General features: G+C 55.7%; 19 protein-coding genes and 1 pseudogene. 12 read left to right on the top strand and 8 right to left on the bottom strand.

Annotated features, from left to right (window positions below; translation table 11 throughout):
- Positions 1 to 230: 230 nt before the first annotated feature.
- Entirely contained in the window at positions 231 to 1589 is a 1359-nt protein-coding gene (locus CF161_RS03100; RefSeq protein WP_043228499.1) for an aminotransferase class III-fold pyridoxal phosphate-dependent enzyme, read from the top strand.
- 102 nt (positions 1590 to 1691) lie between these two features.
- Here the strand turns inward: CF161_RS03100 and CF161_RS03095 are convergent, their stop codons facing one another.
- Entirely contained in the window at positions 1692 to 2786 is a 1095-nt protein-coding gene (locus tag CF161_RS03095; RefSeq protein WP_020295096.1) for a tartrate dehydrogenase, read from the bottom strand.
- An 87-nt stretch (positions 2787 to 2873) separates the two neighbouring features.
- On the opposite strand from CF161_RS03095, the gene CF161_RS32005 reads away from it, so the two are divergent.
- The 3 genes from CF161_RS32005 to CF161_RS32000 all read left to right on the top strand — a co-directional run bounded on the left by CF161_RS32005 (position 2874) and on the right by CF161_RS32000 (position 5533).
- The gene (locus CF161_RS32005) at positions 2874 to 3773 is read left to right on the top strand and encodes a LysR substrate-binding domain-containing protein (protein WP_020295095.1); all 900 of its coding nucleotides are present in this window, start codon (positions 2874 to 2876) and stop codon (positions 3771 to 3773) included.
- A gap of 82 nt (positions 3774 to 3855) precedes the next feature.
- Entirely contained in the window at positions 3856 to 4797 is a 942-nt protein-coding gene (locus CF161_RS03085) for a glyoxylate/hydroxypyruvate reductase A (RefSeq protein ID WP_020295094.1), read from the top strand.
- 436 nt (positions 4798 to 5233) lie between these two features.
- The gene (locus CF161_RS32000) at positions 5234 to 5533 is read left to right on the top strand and encodes an Arm DNA-binding domain-containing protein (RefSeq protein ID WP_020295093.1); all 300 of its coding nucleotides are present in this window, start codon (positions 5234 to 5236) and stop codon (positions 5531 to 5533) included.
- 208 nt (positions 5534 to 5741) lie between these two features.
- On the opposite strand, the gene CF161_RS03080 is transcribed toward CF161_RS32000, so the two are convergent.
- The 3 genes from CF161_RS03080 to CF161_RS33345 all read right to left on the bottom strand — a co-directional run bounded on the left by CF161_RS03080 (position 5742) and on the right by CF161_RS33345 (position 6838).
- Positions 5742 to 6098, bottom strand: coding sequence for a type II toxin-antitoxin system RelE/ParE family toxin (locus CF161_RS03080; protein ID WP_020295092.1), 357 nt, complete (start codon positions 6096 to 6098; stop codon positions 5742 to 5744).
- 2 nt (positions 6099 to 6100) lie between these two features.
- Positions 6101 to 6391 carry a type II toxin-antitoxin system ParD family antitoxin gene (locus CF161_RS03075; RefSeq protein ID WP_020295091.1) on the bottom strand — a complete coding sequence of 97 codons (291 nt, stop codon included), beginning with the start codon at positions 6389 to 6391 and terminating at the stop codon, positions 6101 to 6103.
- A 207-nt stretch (positions 6392 to 6598) separates the two neighbouring features.
- Positions 6599 to 6838, bottom strand: coding sequence for a hypothetical protein (locus tag CF161_RS33345; protein WP_084471641.1), 240 nt, complete (start codon positions 6836 to 6838; stop codon positions 6599 to 6601).
- A gap of 117 nt (positions 6839 to 6955) precedes the next feature.
- Between CF161_RS33345 and CF161_RS33340 the strand changes: the two genes are divergently transcribed.
- Both CF161_RS33340 and CF161_RS33335 read left to right on the top strand, forming a co-directional pair.
- Positions 6956 to 7309: an alpha/beta hydrolase gene (locus CF161_RS33340; RefSeq protein WP_256206318.1), complete on the top strand. Its 354-nt coding sequence runs from the start codon at positions 6956 to 6958 to the stop codon at positions 7307 to 7309.
- A gap of 237 nt (positions 7310 to 7546) precedes the next feature.
- Entirely contained in the window at positions 7547 to 7972 is a 426-nt protein-coding gene (locus CF161_RS33335) for a S9 family peptidase (RefSeq protein ID WP_256206317.1), read from the top strand.
- A 203-nt stretch (positions 7973 to 8175) separates the two neighbouring features.
- Here the strand turns inward: CF161_RS33335 and CF161_RS03065 are convergent, their stop codons facing one another.
- Positions 8176 to 8604 carry a DUF2628 domain-containing protein gene (locus CF161_RS03065; protein WP_020295090.1) on the bottom strand — a complete coding sequence of 143 codons (429 nt, stop codon included), beginning with the start codon at positions 8602 to 8604 and terminating at the stop codon, positions 8176 to 8178.
- 394 nt (positions 8605 to 8998) lie between these two features.
- On the opposite strand from CF161_RS03065, the gene CF161_RS03060 reads away from it, so the two are divergent.
- A complete protein-coding gene (locus tag CF161_RS03060; protein WP_020295089.1) occupies positions 8999 to 9424 on the top strand; it encodes an SRPBCC family protein in 426 nt (141 codons plus the stop codon).
- A 17-nt stretch (positions 9425 to 9441) separates the two neighbouring features.
- Positions 9442 to 9855 (top strand): MarR family winged helix-turn-helix transcriptional regulator, encoded by a 414-nt coding sequence (locus tag CF161_RS03055; RefSeq protein WP_043228546.1) that lies wholly within the window; start codon positions 9442 to 9444, stop codon positions 9853 to 9855.
- A gap of 106 nt (positions 9856 to 9961) precedes the next feature.
- On the opposite strand, the gene CF161_RS03050 is transcribed toward CF161_RS03055, so the two are convergent.
- A complete protein-coding gene (locus CF161_RS03050; RefSeq protein WP_256206315.1) occupies positions 9962 to 10537 on the bottom strand; it encodes an NADPH-dependent FMN reductase in 576 nt (191 codons plus the stop codon).
- A 428-nt stretch (positions 10538 to 10965) separates the two neighbouring features.
- Between CF161_RS03050 and CF161_RS03045 the strand changes: the two genes are divergently transcribed.
- On the top strand, positions 10966 to 11463 hold the full coding sequence (locus tag CF161_RS03045; RefSeq protein ID WP_020295086.1) for a hypothetical protein: 498 nt from the start codon (positions 10966 to 10968) through the stop codon (positions 11461 to 11463).
- A 103-nt stretch (positions 11464 to 11566) separates the two neighbouring features.
- Here the strand turns inward: CF161_RS03045 and CF161_RS03040 are convergent, their stop codons facing one another.
- The gene (locus tag CF161_RS03040; RefSeq protein WP_020295085.1) at positions 11567 to 12529 is read right to left on the bottom strand and encodes a GlxA family transcriptional regulator; all 963 of its coding nucleotides are present in this window, start codon (positions 12527 to 12529) and stop codon (positions 11567 to 11569) included.
- A 95-nt stretch (positions 12530 to 12624) separates the two neighbouring features.
- On the opposite strand from CF161_RS03040, the gene CF161_RS03035 reads away from it, so the two are divergent.
- Positions 12625 to 13062: a tautomerase family protein gene (locus tag CF161_RS03035; RefSeq protein WP_020295084.1), complete on the top strand. Its 438-nt coding sequence runs from the start codon at positions 12625 to 12627 to the stop codon at positions 13060 to 13062.
- A 209-nt stretch (positions 13063 to 13271) separates the two neighbouring features.
- Here CF161_RS03035 and CF161_RS03030 read toward each other — a convergent pair.
- Positions 13272 to 14096, bottom strand: a pseudogene (locus tag CF161_RS03030) (dihydroxy-acid dehydratase); the annotation flags it as partial.
- Positions 14097 to 14134: 38 nt separating this feature from the next.
- On the opposite strand from CF161_RS03030, the gene CF161_RS03025 reads away from it, so the two are divergent.
- Together CF161_RS03025 and CF161_RS03020 are read left to right on the top strand one after the other, a co-directional pair.
- Positions 14135 to 14680, top strand: coding sequence for a LysR substrate-binding domain-containing protein (locus tag CF161_RS03025; protein WP_020295082.1), 546 nt, complete (start codon positions 14135 to 14137; stop codon positions 14678 to 14680).
- 229 nt (positions 14681 to 14909) lie between these two features.
- Entirely contained in the window at positions 14910 to 15500 is a 591-nt protein-coding gene (locus CF161_RS03020) for a TetR/AcrR family transcriptional regulator (protein ID WP_020295081.1), read from the top strand.
- Positions 15501 to 15521: the final 21 nt, after the last annotated feature.

The following is a 15521-nucleotide window of genomic DNA, read 5'->3' as shown; positions in this document are numbered from 1 at the left end:
GCTGTCTGCTGGGCCATGATGTCATGAAGTTACTGGCCCACAATCTTTTATGATCGTATAGCGGGCTCATCTTAAAGTGCTTTTGGTATTTTGATTGTTCGATATGTCAGGATTTATTTGGTTTTTAAATTCGCATGAGAACACGTGCAATCAAGTCGTTATTGCAGGTGTTCTTTGTTTTTAAAAGGATCAATGGCTTTTAATTTAGTTTGATCACATTGGAGCTTTTTATGCGTGGTGTAGAAAATTTGATAATCCAGGATCGTCATTGGGTTCATCCCGTTACAGCTTTACTGGAACATGAAGCCGTAGGGCCGACCATCTGGACATCAGCGGAAGGGATCCACCTCACCGACATTCACGGTAAACGCGTGCAGGATGCGTTTTCGGGGCTTTGGTGTGTCAACGCGGGTTATGGCCAGCAAACCATCGTAGACGCTGCGAAAGAACAGCTGGAAAAACTGCCCTACGCCACCGGCTATTTTCACTTCGCCAGTGAGCCCGCCATTCGACTGGCATCGCGGCTGACCGCATTGGCGCCCCAAGGTTTGAATCGCGTCGTTTTCGGTCAAGGTGGATCTGACGCGGTCGATACCGCCATTCGTTTGGTTCGCTATTATTTCAATGCGATAGGTCAGCCTAAGAAGAAGCAGTTCATCGGTTTGCAGCGCGGTTACCACGGTACTTCTACCGAAGGCAGCGGCTTGACTGCATTGCCTCTGTTTCACCGCCATTTTGATGTGCCTACGCCAGAACAGCACCACATTCCATCTCCCTACACCTATCGCCACCCTGATGGTCCTGACGAGCAAAAAGTGTTGCTCAGCACCGTCAAGGCGCTGGAAGAAAAAGTCAGCCAACTGGGCGCTGATACTGTAGCGGCGTTCATTTGTGAGCCGATCCAGGGTTCGGGCGGTGTGATCGTTCCACCTAAAGGCTTTTTGAAAGCCATGCGAGAGGCCTGCGATCGACTGGGCATTCTGTTGATTGTCGACGAGGTGATTACAGGCTTTGGCCGCACAGGTCCACTGTTTGCCTGCGAGACCGATAATGTCAGCCCGGACATGCTGACTGTCGCCAAAGGCTTGACCTCCGGTTATGCGCCCATGGGCGCCACATTCATCGCTGAACACATTTATTCCGTGCTTGCTGAAGCAGGACGCGACGGCACTGCGCTTGGCCATGGCCAGACATATGCCGGGCACCCTGTCAGTGCTGCTATCGCCAACGCGACCCTCGATCTCTACGAAGGTGGCTTGCTTCAGAACGGAGTTAGTGTCGGTGCCTACTTCCAGCAGCGCTTGAAGGAGCTGGAGTCGATTGAGTGCGTGGGGGAGGTTCGCGGTCGCGGTTTGCTGGCGGCAGTTGAATTGGTCGTCGACAAACGCACCAAGGCGAAACCGGCTGCCAATCTAAAGCTGGGGCAGCAAGTTCTAAAGCATGCGTTTGAGGAAGGTTTGGTTTTCCGTGCTTTCGCTGACGATATTCTGGGCTTTGCCCCGTCTCTGAATTACACCGCTGCGGATATCGACAAGCTGATGGAAATCTTGAAGCACTCCATCAATAAAACGATTGCGTCGAGCCTGTAAGCAAGCGTGACCCAGTGATGGGCAGGGTATTACATTCCGGTCCTGCACCACCCGTAGTTAACGCCTCTTTCAATGGAGGCGTTAACAGCCTTTGATGCTCGATTAGCGTTGGTTTTCGAGTGTTGCTACAACCGCAGAACCTACTTCCTGAGTGGACAGTTGGCCGCCCATATCGGGTGTGACAGCGCCTTCAGCAATGACAGCTTCAATGGCGTTGAGAATGTCGTCGTGAGCCTGTTGATAGCGGTTATCACCTTGCCCCAGAAACTCAAGCATCAATGCGCCCGACCAGATCATGGCAATAGGGTTGGCGACATTTTTGCCGAATATATCGGGTGCTGAGCCGTGTACCGGCTCAAAAAGCGAAGGAAAGTTGCGCTCGGGATTGAGGTTGGCAGACGGTGCGATACCGATGGTTCCGGCGCAGGCTGGACCGAGGTCGGAAAGAATGTCGCCAAAGAGATTCGACGCTACTACCACGTCGAAGCGGTCAGGTTGCAAAACGAAACGGGCGCAGAGTATATCGATATGTTGTTTGTCCCACGTGACGGACGGGTAGTTCTGCGCAACGGTTTCGGTGCGTTTGTCCCAGTAGGGCATGCTGATTGCCATGCCGTTTGATTTGGTGGCCGAAGTGACATGTTTGCGATCGCGTTTCTCCGCCAGGTCAAAGGCGTATTTCAAAATCCGGTCGACACCGCGACGAGTGAAAATCGACTCCTGAATGACGAATTCATTTTCGGTATTTTCAAACATGATTCCACCGATTGACGAGTACTCGCCCTCCGTGTTTTCGCGGACCACTACAAAGTCGATGTCGCCGACTTTTCGGTTGGCTAACGCACAAGGTACGCCGGGGAACAGGCGGACCGGACGGATATTCACGTACTGATCAAACTCACGGCGGAACTTGAGCAGCGAACCCCAGAGGGAAATGTGATCGGGAACTTTGTCGGGCCAACCGACCGCACCGAAGAAAATGGCATCGTACTGCTGCAGTTGCTCGAACCAGTCATCCGGCATCATTTTTCCGTGTTCGAGGTAGTAGTCGCAGCTGGCCCACTCGAAGTAATCGAATGTGATGGAAATACCGTTTTTTTTTGCCGCGGCTTGAACGACGCGAACACCTTGCGGCAGAACTTCCAGGCCGATGCCGTCGCCTGGAATGGAGGCGATACGGTACGTTTTAGTTGTCATGGGATGCTCCGTAAAAGTTGAAGCCCATGCTATAGCGGCACACGCCAGAGATAATCTCGTCAACTATTGAAACTGGGTTTACAGAGTGTGAAAAATCTCCCGAACTTGAATGACCTCCGGGTTTTTCTACTGGTTGCCCGTAGATTCAGTTTCACCACCGCAGCGGATGAGTTGGGCATGTCGCCTGCCTTCGTCAGCAAGCGCGTGCGCACGCTCGAAACAGACCTCAATCTGCGTCTTCTCCATCGATCCACCCGTAGTGTCACGTTGACCGATGATGGCGAACGCGTGAGCCTTTGGGCGCAAAAACTACTTCATCAAGTCGGACAGTTGGACGAAGAAATCGACGCGTTGCACGATGATCCTTCGGGCCTTTTGAGGGTGGTGAGCAGCCCGGGTCTGGGACGCCGATTGGTCGCACCCGCATTGGCTGAACTGGGTTTGCTTTATCCCGAGCTTGAAGTGCGTCTGGATATTCGCAATCGACTTGTCAATCTCCTGGAGGAGGGGGTCGACCTTGACGTGCGAGTGGGTAACGAAATTTCCCCGCACTTCATCGCCAAGCCATTGGCTTCCAACCGACGCGTGCTCTGTGCCAGCCCCAGCTATCTCGAGGCGCATGGTACTCCTCGAACCCTAGGTGATTTGGGCCATCACGATTGTCTGGTGATCAAGGAGCGCGACCATCCCTTCGGTGTCTGGGAGTTGACGGGACCCAGAGGTGACGAAACGGTAAAAGTGACGGGAAGCTTCTCGACAAACAATGGCGAGATCGCCCGACATTGGTGCCTGAATGGACGGGGAGTGTTGCTGCGATCGATGTGGGATATCAATGATGACCTGAAGCAGGGAAGGTTGGTGCATGTGCTATCGGATTTTTACCAGTCGGCAGACATCTGGGCGGTGCACAGCTCGCCTCTTCTGACTTCAGCGAAGGTCAGAGTTGCAGTGGATTTTTTAAGAGCATATTTCCATAAGCGGATGTAAGGCTGGGTTTTTCAATCGGTGATTACGAAGACGCTAATCACCGCCGAGCCATTTTTTTCAGCGTACTAGCGGGTAGCCAATCATGATCGATCGTCCTCTACATCTGTACTTTCATAGCGAGCTGGATGATCCGGAACAATGGAGGCTTGCACTGACCGAATGGTTGGGTGAAGTGAAGTTTTCAGTCGGGCCACACTGCGAGCATCCACATACTGTGGACGTCGCTTTGCTATGGACGACCCCCAAACAGGGGCTGGCGGGTTTCATCCACCTCAAGGCGGTATTGTCGCTGGGGGCCGGGATCAATCAGTTGGATTTGTCGACTCTACCCGAGGGTGTTCCCGTTGCGCGGCTGGTTGACGAGTCCCTGACTGTCTCAATGGTTGAGTATGCGCGAGCCTGCGTGTTTCGCTATCACCGTGAGCTCCACCGTTACGAGCAAGACAGTCGCCAAAGAAGATGGAGCTTCAACCCCCCGGTTCGTGCAGCGCAACGTTGCATCGGCGTGTTGGGGCTTGGCAGACTGGGCATGGCCATTTCCTCTGCGTTGATTGCTGACGGCTTCGAGGTCAAGGGCTGGAGCAATACGTCCAAGGACATTGCGGGGCTGCAGTCGTTGACTGGCGAGACCGGGCTTGATGCATTGGTGGGGCAAGTGGACATTCTGATCAATGTATTGCCGCTGACAGCACAAACGTCTGGCATTTTGAATCAGTCACTGTTTGCAAGATTCAGTCGCCCGGTTCAGTTGATCAACATGGGCCGAGGCGAGCATTTGATCGAGGACGATCTGCTGAGTGCATTAGCGCTGGGGCAAATCGAAGCGGCGACTCTGGACGTTACCTGTATTGAGCCTTTGGCTCAAACCAGCGGACTATGGGCGCACCCGCAGATTCTGATTACTCCCCACGTTGCGGGTTTATCCTGTCCGAGAAGTGCGGCACAGGGAATTGCGGAGAACATTCTCAAGGCTATGCAGATGCTTCCTCTGATCAATCAAGTGGACTTATGCAAGGGATATTGACGGGAGAGGAGCATGGAGGTTCTACGATTGATACTGATCGTCAAATGGTTATGTGTCGACCAGTAGATCGCCAAAGAGTTTATCCTTGTCTAGCTCTTGAAACGTCTCAATAACAAGTCCAGAATTGAGTCCTTTTCTGCTTGAGCAGGAAAAGAAACCCTTTAGATTTCAATGGGTCGGACGCCAGATGCGATTCTCGTTTCCCGCTCCAATTATTGTTCTACAGGTTTCTATTGAAGTCTGCAGAAACTGAAAAAAGAGGCTTCGGCCTCTTTTTTAGTTCCAGTAAGCTCCACTCGAAAACACTACCATCCACGTTTTCTTAGTACATTTTTTAGTACATTAATCCGGCGCTTGGTAGATCACTTTTTCGTGGGACTCGCCTCTCTGGAAACCGTACAAATCTCCTCCATCCAAACGAGACGGAGATTGTACGATGGCTCTCACCGATACCTCGGTCCGACACGCCAAACCTCGTGCCAAGGACTACACCCTTCCTGATTACAACGGCCTCGCTCTTTTCGTGAGTACGAAAGGCGCCAAGTGCTGGCACTTCCGCTTTTCCTGGGCGGATAATCAACCCCGTATTTCTCTCGGTACCTATCCTGAAATTAGCTTACGAGATGCTCGCGCTCTGCGTGATGTTGCGAGGGCACTGGTCGCTAGGGGCATCGATCCGCGTGTCCATCGGCAGCTGGAGCGTAATGCCAGGCGCCTGGCTACGGAAAACGCCTAGAAAGCGGTTGTTCAGCATTGAAAGTGGTACGCAAAGTTGAACATCGTGTTTCTGGTCGTGGGTCTCGATAGTCCGGTCGGACCCAGAACCTCCCGCTTCAATTGGCCGCCGAGTCGGCTGACAGCGAGGGCGCTCAGGTTGAGATGTAGAGGGGGGCGTCTTACCTTCGCTGTTCATGGCCGGTTAAGCCTTTAGGCCAGGTCGGTGATCAGTCGTTGGGCAGGTGCAGTTGCACTTCCATGGCGTCATGAAGAAGTCGGACGACCTCGATCACGTCGTCGTTTGCCACACGATAGAACACGATATGGCGTGGGCTGTTGACCGTCCCATGGGGGTGTTTGGCCTGCTGGCGTGAATAGATGAGGTGATAGCTGCGAAGGCCCGGTGCAAGCTCATCGCGGTCGTGGCTGCCAATGCGATAAGGCGTGTCGGCAATCGCTTGCAGCGCAGCGAGGATCAGTGCCTGGTAGCGCTGGCGTGCTCGATCGCCGAACTGCGTCTGGGAGAGCCTGAGGATGTCGACAATGTCGGCGCGCGCCGCGTTGGAAATCCGATACTGCGGCATGCTCAGTGTTTTTCCCTCGCGGGGAGGGTGGCTTCCAGGCTCAACCCCTCGAGGTAGTGCTCCAGATCCCCTTCGTTCAACTGCGTGAAGCGCCCGTGCTCAAGGTCCATGATGCCGATCGAGGTCGCCTGACGCAGGGCCTCAATTTTGGCGGTGTCTTCGGCGACGCGTTGCTCCAATAGCCGCAAACCTTCTCGCATCACTTCGCTGGCATTCTGATAACGGCCGGACTGAACCAGTTCATGGATAACCTGTTCCTGGTGAGGGGTGAGCACAACGTTTCGCGTCGCCATAATTAGCTCCAGCTCTGGGCAAACAGGTTCTTTCGACCATTGGCATATTATGCCATTTTACCAAGGTACACATAGCTTGAGAGCTGTATCTGACGAACTGGGTCGCACGGGGTCATCCTTCGCGCCGAACAGCGCGTGCTGGCTCGGGACTGTATGCGCACAAAGTCCAAAAAGGCTGTTGCAGGCGAGACGTCGGGGACGGCTTGATTAGTGTGGGCCTTGGCCTTTCAGTTTGGCTAGGCCTTGTTTGATGTGTCCGGTGTTCTCTCCGATTGTTTGAAGTGCACCGCGTACATTGTCGCCAGTGTCTGTCGCGCCGTGGCGCTCAGCCCTCAGGGTTAATTCCATCACGGCCGCCTCTAAGGCGAGCTGGTTTGGGTACAGGCGCTCAAGGACTGTTGACGCCGATGCCGAATTGCCCCACGTGCCGACGCAAGACTGACCCATCTTCAAATTGGCACAAATCCAGGACAGGTATTGGTTCGCGAGGAATCAGACTGGGTCAGTGACATCTCGGTAACTGGGTCAATTCGGCGTCGGCACCAACAGCATAAGGACATCTGGATGAAGCGGTACCGCGTAACGTTGATTTCCGTCGTGTGTTTCATCGTGGCGATCGCTTTGATCGTTCTCGCGCGGCTTGACACATATGGTCTGGATCGCAGAACCAGCGAGCCTTTTGCATTCTACGCAAATGGGCTGCGCCTGGCCGGCACACTCTGGCTGCCCGACCATGCAGCAACAGCGGCAGTCGTGCTGGTTCACGGGGATGGCCCCCAAGATCGCACGTCGCAGCAAGGTTACGATCCCCTCATCAACGCGCTTCTCGATGCAGGCATTGCGGTTGTTTCGTGGGATAAACCAGGTATTGGCGATTCGCCGGGGGATTGGCTCAGCCAGTCCATGACTGACCGCTAAGTAGACGTGCGCAGCGCGTTGTCCGTCCTGCGCAGCAAGCTGCCAGCAATCCCTGTGGGTGCGCTTGGATTTTCACAAGCCGGCTGGGTACTGCCTCGCCTGGCGTCGGGAGATGCGGACTTTCTTGTGCTGGTCGGAGGCGCCGTATCCTGGCAACGGCAAGGTGACTAGTACACTCGGACGCGGTTGCAGCGCACAGAGATGTCCCAGTCTGAGATCGACACAAGGATGGCTGAGATGGCCGCCGCCGATGAGCGTTTGTTTGCCTCTGCGCAGGTGCCGCCGGTTGCCTTTCTGGACGGTATGAGCCCAGAGCGCTGGGCGTTTGTGCGGCGAAACCTTCACGAAGATGCAACCACTGCCTTGGAAAAGCTCGACATTCCATTGCTTGCGTTGTGGGGCGCGGACGATCTGAATGTCGATCCCCAAGCCAGCGCAACCCTCTACCGGCAGACGGTTGGCGGCAACCATCCGGCCAACCGGATTGAAGTCATACCGGATGCAACCCATGGGCTCCTGAGGGCGGCGGCTTACAACACGCAACTCACCAATGAATGGTCCTGGTTCACCACGATGAGGTTCCTGATGGAAAGTCGTCACGCCTACGCGCCGGGTGCCCTTGAAACGATAAACGAGTGGGTTCATGCAAGAGTCAGCCAGTAGATGCACTGGCTGCCGGCGTTCGAGCCGGCAATCGCTGCATCGGCTGTGCTGTCCGAAAACTACCCATTCAGCCACCCAGAGCACTAAGTTCGCGGTGGACGTTGTCGAGTCTCGGCGAGTTCAGTCAGGGGAGGGCTCCGTTCAATAAAAAAAGCCCGCATCCTCATGATGAGGTGCGGGCTCTTGACTGGCTAAGTCTGTAATCAGAAACGCATGCCTTGGAACGGATTCCAGCTTTGTTCGCCTTTCACTTCTTTCAGGTAGTACGAGTAGTTGGTCATGAGCGCATAAGTCATGGAGATAGCGACGTTCAGACCCGTGTTCAGCGGTTTAGGGAAGTCCATGCCCAAGAGTGCAAAGATGACACTCGCCACGACATTGATCGCAAGAATGATGCCCAGCATGGCCAGGTTTTTCTTCCAGAGACCCAAGACGAATAGATAAATAGGCCCGAAGAAGAACGCAATCACGTTGGCGTTAATGAGCATTTTTTTCTTGAAGCCAGGCAGCGTCTTGATTGCGGCCTTGTATCGTGGGTCGCTCGGCGAGCCATAAGTGTCAAAGAAGTTGAAGCGTTCCTGCCACTTGGAGCTGTGTTTGCCGGTGCTTTGTACTTGTTCATTAGTGCTCATTTTGCGTTTCCTGATATTCCATAATGTAATCTTTCTTTTTCCATTTTTTGTGCATCTGGTTCTTTTTGTTTTTAGGGCGGTGATTCTAACGTATTGCTGAGAGGAACATTCAAGTAGACGTTTCTTAGATATTTGTTCTGCCCGCTTTATTGGGCACTTCACGATACTTGGACATTCGTTCCAAACTCATCTGGATCGCATCGCCATCGTTCATTTTACCGTCAGGCAGTACTAACGCCTTCAATGCGAACTCTCGACGGGTGCAGCCTGTCGGGGTCGCCCTGCATTCAGGAGAGTGAGGTGCCGCCGCTACGGGCTTGAGCATTTTCCAGCTAGTCTCGAATAGTAAATGTATTTACTATATCGCTTCGATACATGACCCAAGGAGCGAGCCATGCAGATCAAAGCGTCCATTGAGATTAAAACTGAGCCTGAGCGCGTTTTCCGTCTGTATCAGGACGCTGCCCACTGGGTCGATTGGGATCCGGAGGTGACCGCGGCAAGTTTGCCCGATGGTCTCAAGTTGGGGGCTAAGGGGTGGCTGAAGCCCAGGAGCGGACCGAAGGCCAATATACAGATCGTGGAGGTGACGCAAGGCACGTCATTCTCGGTGCAGACCCGGTTGCCGTTATGCCGCATGTGGTTCGGTCACAGCCTGTCGGCGAGTGGTGGATCGACCGTTGCAACCCATTGGGTCGAATTCAGAGGGCCGCTGAGCTTTTTGTTTCGATATTTGGTTGGCAGGTCCATTCAGGCTTCGTTGCCCAACACGATGTACGGCCTTAAGCGCGCCAGCGAAGCCCAGGTGAGTGCACCGTGAGTGGGGACACGTTGGCCATGGACGATAAATGGAGTAGTTCTGCCTACGCGGGACCCAGTGGTAGCCCGGGGTTCCGACTCTGGCGCGAATTCTTGGATTGGCAGCGCCAACTCAATGTGCTCTTGAAACCCTTGGGGCTCACCCAGCCGCAGTTCGCGATTCTGGCTGTGTGCGGTTGGTTGACGCGGGACTGTGAGCAGATCACTCAACATGGCATTGCGAACTTCACCGGCATGGACCGTATGCACATCTCGCAGATCGTATCTCGCTTGGAAAGAGATGGGCTTATCGAGAAACGGATAGACCCGCAAGATCAGCGTGCGAATCTGCTATCACTCAGTAAGGAGGGGCTTGCTCAGTTGCGCATCGCCATGCCTGTGGTTGAAGCGTTCGACACAGCGTTCTTTCTCAAAACCGCAAGCCGTGACTGAAGGACGTTTTTGAGTGTTTAACTGCGCTCAACGCCAGTAAGCCCGGCGCGTACTTGTCGTGTCGTTTCACTCAGTCAAACCAACGGGTGCAACCCTTGTTGGAGCATCAAAGTTTTTGCTTGTCGAGGCACCGTTTAAACGCGCCGAGGGCAGTACCAATCAGTGGGCCCAGCACCGGGTCGGTGGCAATGTTCTCGGCGTTCAATCGACTGGAGAGGAGGTTAACCGTCATTGACGCTTCCTCGATGATGCGAGCCGACATCGTATCCAGGACCAGCCGCAATGCAGCTTGCGCGTGACTGGCTCTGGGCGATGAGTTGAAAAGCGCGACAGGCTTGTCCGGAAACTCTTCACTGCTCACGAGCCAATCGAGCATGTTTTTGAATGCGCCAGGAATACCTCGGGCGTACTCGGGGCAAGAAAACAACAGCCCATCCGCCTGCCCGATAATTGCACGTAACGCTATGACTGCCTCGGGGGGATCCTCGAGCAGATCCGGGTTGAAGTGAGGCAATTCAGCTAGGCCTTCGTAATGCACGACCAATACCCCTTCGGGGCATAGACGCTCAGCTGCTCGTAGCAGAACTGAGTTGGAGGAGGCCTGACGCAGACTTCCAGAAACAGCAAGCAGACGCACCATTTCAACACCGTTCGTGATTCGTAAGTCGGTGAAGTTTCGCACGAGCCGGACCCCATGCACCATTGCACCATTGCACCATTGCGGCATAGCAAAGCGGCAATGGATGCTTAGTTGAAGGATGTTCTTACATGCCTGCCGATGCACAGTGCGAGTGAGGCCGGAGAACTCTTGTCGTATCAGCGGAGCCATTTCGAATGTATGCAGGATGATCCTGCGGACGCTTGATTACGATGGGGCTGATTAATCAGCTAAGTCGGTGACATAGCCGTAAGCGTCCGGCCAAGTCAGCTTCTATAGCGTTGTGCAACCTACCTTCTCGGTGGTTTGCGCTGAATGTGCACGAACTCGGCGAACAACACGCGCTCAACCTTAACCGCCGGGCCGTGGGCCTCATGATCGCCATGATGGCACCGATGGAAAGCACCACCGAACTGGCAAGTTCGACCACATCACCGTGAAGGATCGCACTCATGACCGTTTTCCGTTTCGCCGTTGTCACCCTCTTGATCGCCTCCGCTGTCAATCTGAGCATTATGGTGCCGGGAGGGTTTGTCGAGACCCGTGATTTCAGCGCCTATCCAGCGATGGTGCTTGGCGCATTCAACGTGCTCCTGACCGTGCTTGGTCTGGGAAGTCTGGTGCTTGCCTTTATCGTCGCGCGCAAGGGGCGGGGATATGGCCTGTCGGCGCTTGCCGGTCTCGCTTTTGTCAGCGTCTATCTACTCGATCTCGGCCGTATTTTTCCGGTACCGCCGAGCCCTATGTCGCCTCTCCTGACCACACTCGAATGGCTCGGCACCGTCCTCGGCGGGGCGCTGGTGCTGGCGGTGATCCTGCTTTCCCGGTACGACGCATCGAACGCGGTAATGTCGAGCCGACCATCGATTCCTGGGCCAGTGCTGATCGGTCTTGTCATCGTGGCGGTGATCATTGTCGCCTACGCGACCCGGTCGGCGATGGGGCTATAGGGCATGACGCCACATCGGGGTTACTCACTCCGTTAACCACAATCGTCAGTGGCGGGTGGTGAAGCGATCCGCTGTCTGCGGACGAGATCTTCAGAGATAGCGCTTACTGGCGCAGTTGTTTTGGAGAGGCGTTCAACAGGCGGCGCATAAGTCGCCTTAGGGCTGTGGCATCCTGGTATCCCACCTGCTCGGCGATGGATTCAACGGAGTGCCTACTGGTTTCCAGCAGCACGCGGGCCCTGTTCAGTTGCACACGCTGGATCAAATTCCGGGTCGAAAGACCGGTTGCTTTTTGAAGGTGCCGGGACAGCGTTCGCTCAGACATGCCGACGTACGCCGCAAGGCTCGGGACACTGGGGGGATGGGGCAGGCGTGCTTCTATGTAGGCGGTGAGGTTGACGACCAGCGTATTGCCCTGGGCCATGATTGCCGGGTTGATGAATGGGGATTGCAACTGCCGGCCATTGAGGAGAAGGGCCTTGCCCACATAATCGGCGAGCTCCGGAGACAGGCGCCGGCGCAACAGATGCAGCATCAGGTCAGTCTGTGCGAAGGCTGCGCCGGCGGTCGTCAAGGGTGGGTCGCAGAGCACCATGACGTTGGGGTCGACAATGCAGTCAGGCGCAATGCTCGACAGCCAAGGGGCGAGCCACCAGGAAGTCGTCACCCGTCGCCCCGTCAGTAACCCCGCGGCATGCAGGACAAAGACCGCCGAGCACGAGGCTGCAATCTCCTTGCCTTGGTTCAGATGCGCTTTCAGCGCTGGCAGTGTCTGAAGGACCCCGTCTTCCTCAAGACGCTGCAGCAGCGCGTCGAAGTCGCTGATGCCAAGGCCCGGAATGATCCAGCAGGAGTTGTCCTCGACGTCTGCGGTCAGCGCGTCAACCTGCAGCAGCAGGCCTTGGCCCAGCGTAATCAGCCCTGGCTGCGGCCCACAAACGCGCCAGCGTGGCACGGCAAGGCCGCGCCGCTGCGCAAGTGTGGCGGCGGTGCCGAGGATGTCCAGGGTGGCTGCGACGCTCGAGGCGAAGGCCCCGGGAAAAATGAGGACAGTGAAATCGAACATTGTCCGATTATGCCCGAAACAAGACGAATCGGTCACTTATCGAGTCAAGGGATAACTGGCCCAATGGCACCTCCAGTTAACAGCGAGGTTTCCCCATGCCAAACATCCTGATCAAGGTACCTACCGGAGCTTTCAACCAGACTCAGCGCCAACAACTCCTGCGAAGCGTGAGCGATGTGGCAATGATTAATGAACACATGGGCAGCGCCCCTCAGCAGCGTGCCTTGTGCTGGGCACTCGTCGAGGAAGTCCAGGCCGCTGAATGGCTGTGCGGCGGCATGGATCCCCATGCTCGGTTCGTGCCCTGCATGGTGACTGTCAAGGTTCCTGCCGGTGTACTCGATGCACCGATGCGACAGCGCTACGTACGTGAATTGCACGCTGCAATACAGGCGAGCCTCATGGCGGATGATCAACGCCAGTTGCTGAGTTCAATACAGATCCAGGATGTTGTTGACGGAACCTGGGGGGCGAACGGTGATATTTGGTACTTGGCCGACTTCACCCGTGCAGCCGGATACGGACATCTATAGGCCCTTCAGAAAGCGTGCATCTGAACCGGCATGCCTATTTTTCCGTGCCCCCCGTCTATCAGTTGAAATCACAACCGATAGATCCTCCTGTTGAGCCGTCGGTTGTTTCAGTCCCCCGTCGAGGCAAGCGGTTGGCCGGGCTGTTGCGATTCGCCGTGAGGCAGCGGGGGCACTGGTCTGCCGCCCAATCGATGCTGAACCTGCGTCACATCCCTGACCGCACCGCGAGCTGCGTTCGATGTCAGCGCCGCGTAGGCCTGAAGTGCCGCCGACACTTTTCGAGCCCGTGGGGCTGGCTGCCAGGCGTGCTCCTCCCGGGCATCCATCGAGTGGTAGCGCTGGTTCAACGTTGCCTCCTCGACCATCAGTGCAACGGAGCGGTTGGGAATATCGATCTTGATCACGTCCCCTGTTTCCACCAGGCCTATCAGGCCACCTTCCGCCGCTTCCGGTGATACATGGCCGATGGACAGGCCGGAGCTGCCGCCGGAAAATCGCCCATCGGTCAAAAGAGCGCAGGACTTGGCCAGCGCTTTGGATTTGAGATAGCTGGTGGGGTAGAGCATTTCCTGCATGCCAGGGCCGCCCTTGGGACCTTCGTAGCGGATGACCACGACATCGCCAGGCATGACCTGGTCGCCGAGGATGCCAGCCACGGCTGCCTCCTGGCTTTCGAAGACCACGGCTTTGCCTTGGAATACCAGCATGGAAGGGTCGACGCTGGCTGTCTTGACGATGCAGCCCTCCGGCGCCAGGTTGCCAAACAGCACCGCGAGGCCTCCGTCCTTACTGAACGCCTGTTCAGCGCATCGGATGGCGCCTGTTGACCTGTCTGTGTCCAGATCATTCCAGCGCGCGGACTGACTGAACGCTCTCTGGGTGGGGACATTGCCCGGCGCTGCACGGAAAAATTCCTGCACCTGTCTGGTGGGGCTGCGGGCTATGTCCCAGCGCTTCAGCGCGTCGCTCAGGGTGGGGGCGTGGATTGTCGGCAAACGGGTGTCGATCAAGCCTGCACGGTCCAACTCGCCAACGGTTCCGCAGCCTGTACCCGGCGGTGGAACTGTCGTTGATGGAGGCTACCAGTGATCTTCAGATCGCTGCGCTGGTCGAGGGCAAGGGCCACGCAGGCATTGTTATTGCCAACCCGTGGGCCACGATCCCCGATCAATTGGCCTACCGGTCTTTGGTCGTCGAGCCACTGATTGCCGCTGTGCCGGAGGCGTGGATGGCGGACGGGCGCTTGGTTGACGTGGAGGGCCGGTTATCCTCGGGCGCGATGATATCTTGCCCGCTGGTGGTCTTTCCCAGGCGTGCGGCAACGGCGTTCTATGATCTGGTCACCGGCTACTACGCCGCGTGCGGAGGTAGCCTGCATATTGCCCAGCACGCTATTCAGATGCAGACGATCATTAGCTTGGTATCGGCAGGCATGGGCATCGCCCTGGTGCCGGCCTCATTGCGCCATCTCGCTCGCTCGGGGGTGCGCTATCTGGCTTTGGAGGACAACGCGCCACGTCTGGAAACAGGCCTGGTTTACCGTCGCGACCATATGACACCGACCCTCGCCAACTTCCTGCACATGACCAGTCAATTGCTCGAACTGGACATGAGTTGATCCGAGGTCGGACGATTCCCGGAATGCAGGCGCATCCTGCAAGCGTGGCGGCTAAAACCATGACCGCGGATAGAAACGGCCTTTGCGTTATAGGGGAGTTTGCCGGTCGGCTCACGGAAAGATCCTTTCGTATCGTCGCTTGACTGTGCCTGGGGTTTTCTAAATACTTAGACTAAGTAGTCGATCTAATTAATGGGCGAACATCAACACCTGGCTCTATGGAGAAGAAATGAGAAAAGTTGATCCTGAGAAGCACCAGGCCAAGCTGCACCAGATCCTCGAAGCTGCGGTCATGTGCTTTGCCGAAAAAGGCTTTCGCGGTACTTCAACCAACGAAATCTGTGCTGCTGCGGGCATGAGCCCTGGCAATCTGTTTCACTACTTCCCCAATAAACAGGCGGTGATTGAGGCCATTGCGGAGGAGGACCGGCGCGAAATGAGTGAGCGCTTCGCCCGGCTTGTCGATGAACCCGATGCCATTGTGGCTGTCGAGCGATTGGCGAAGGACCTCTTGAAGCAGTGCGCCGATCCTATCTACGCCAAGATCGGCGTTGAGGTTGTTGCTGAGTCCATGCGCAACCCTGAAATGGCAGCCTTATTTGCTGCCAGCGAGGCTTCGATCAAGGGGGATCTGGTCGCGCTTCTAAAGCGCGGAATCACCCAAGGTCAGATCGATGCAACCTTGGATCCGAAGATCGCTGCTACCTGGCTCATCGCTCTTATTGACGGTGCAGTTTCCCGCTCTGTTCTGGACCGGGATTTCAAGCTAAAAACCTATACGCCAACGTTGATGCGCATGATTCGACGATTTCTTGAGTAGCGCTTCTCACTAAGTTCATTG

Source organism: Pseudomonas sp. CF161 (assembly GCF_000416215.1).
Lineage (GTDB): Bacteria > Pseudomonadota > Gammaproteobacteria > Pseudomonadales > Pseudomonadaceae > Aquipseudomonas.
This window is presented reverse-complemented; position numbering and strand designations above follow the sequence as displayed.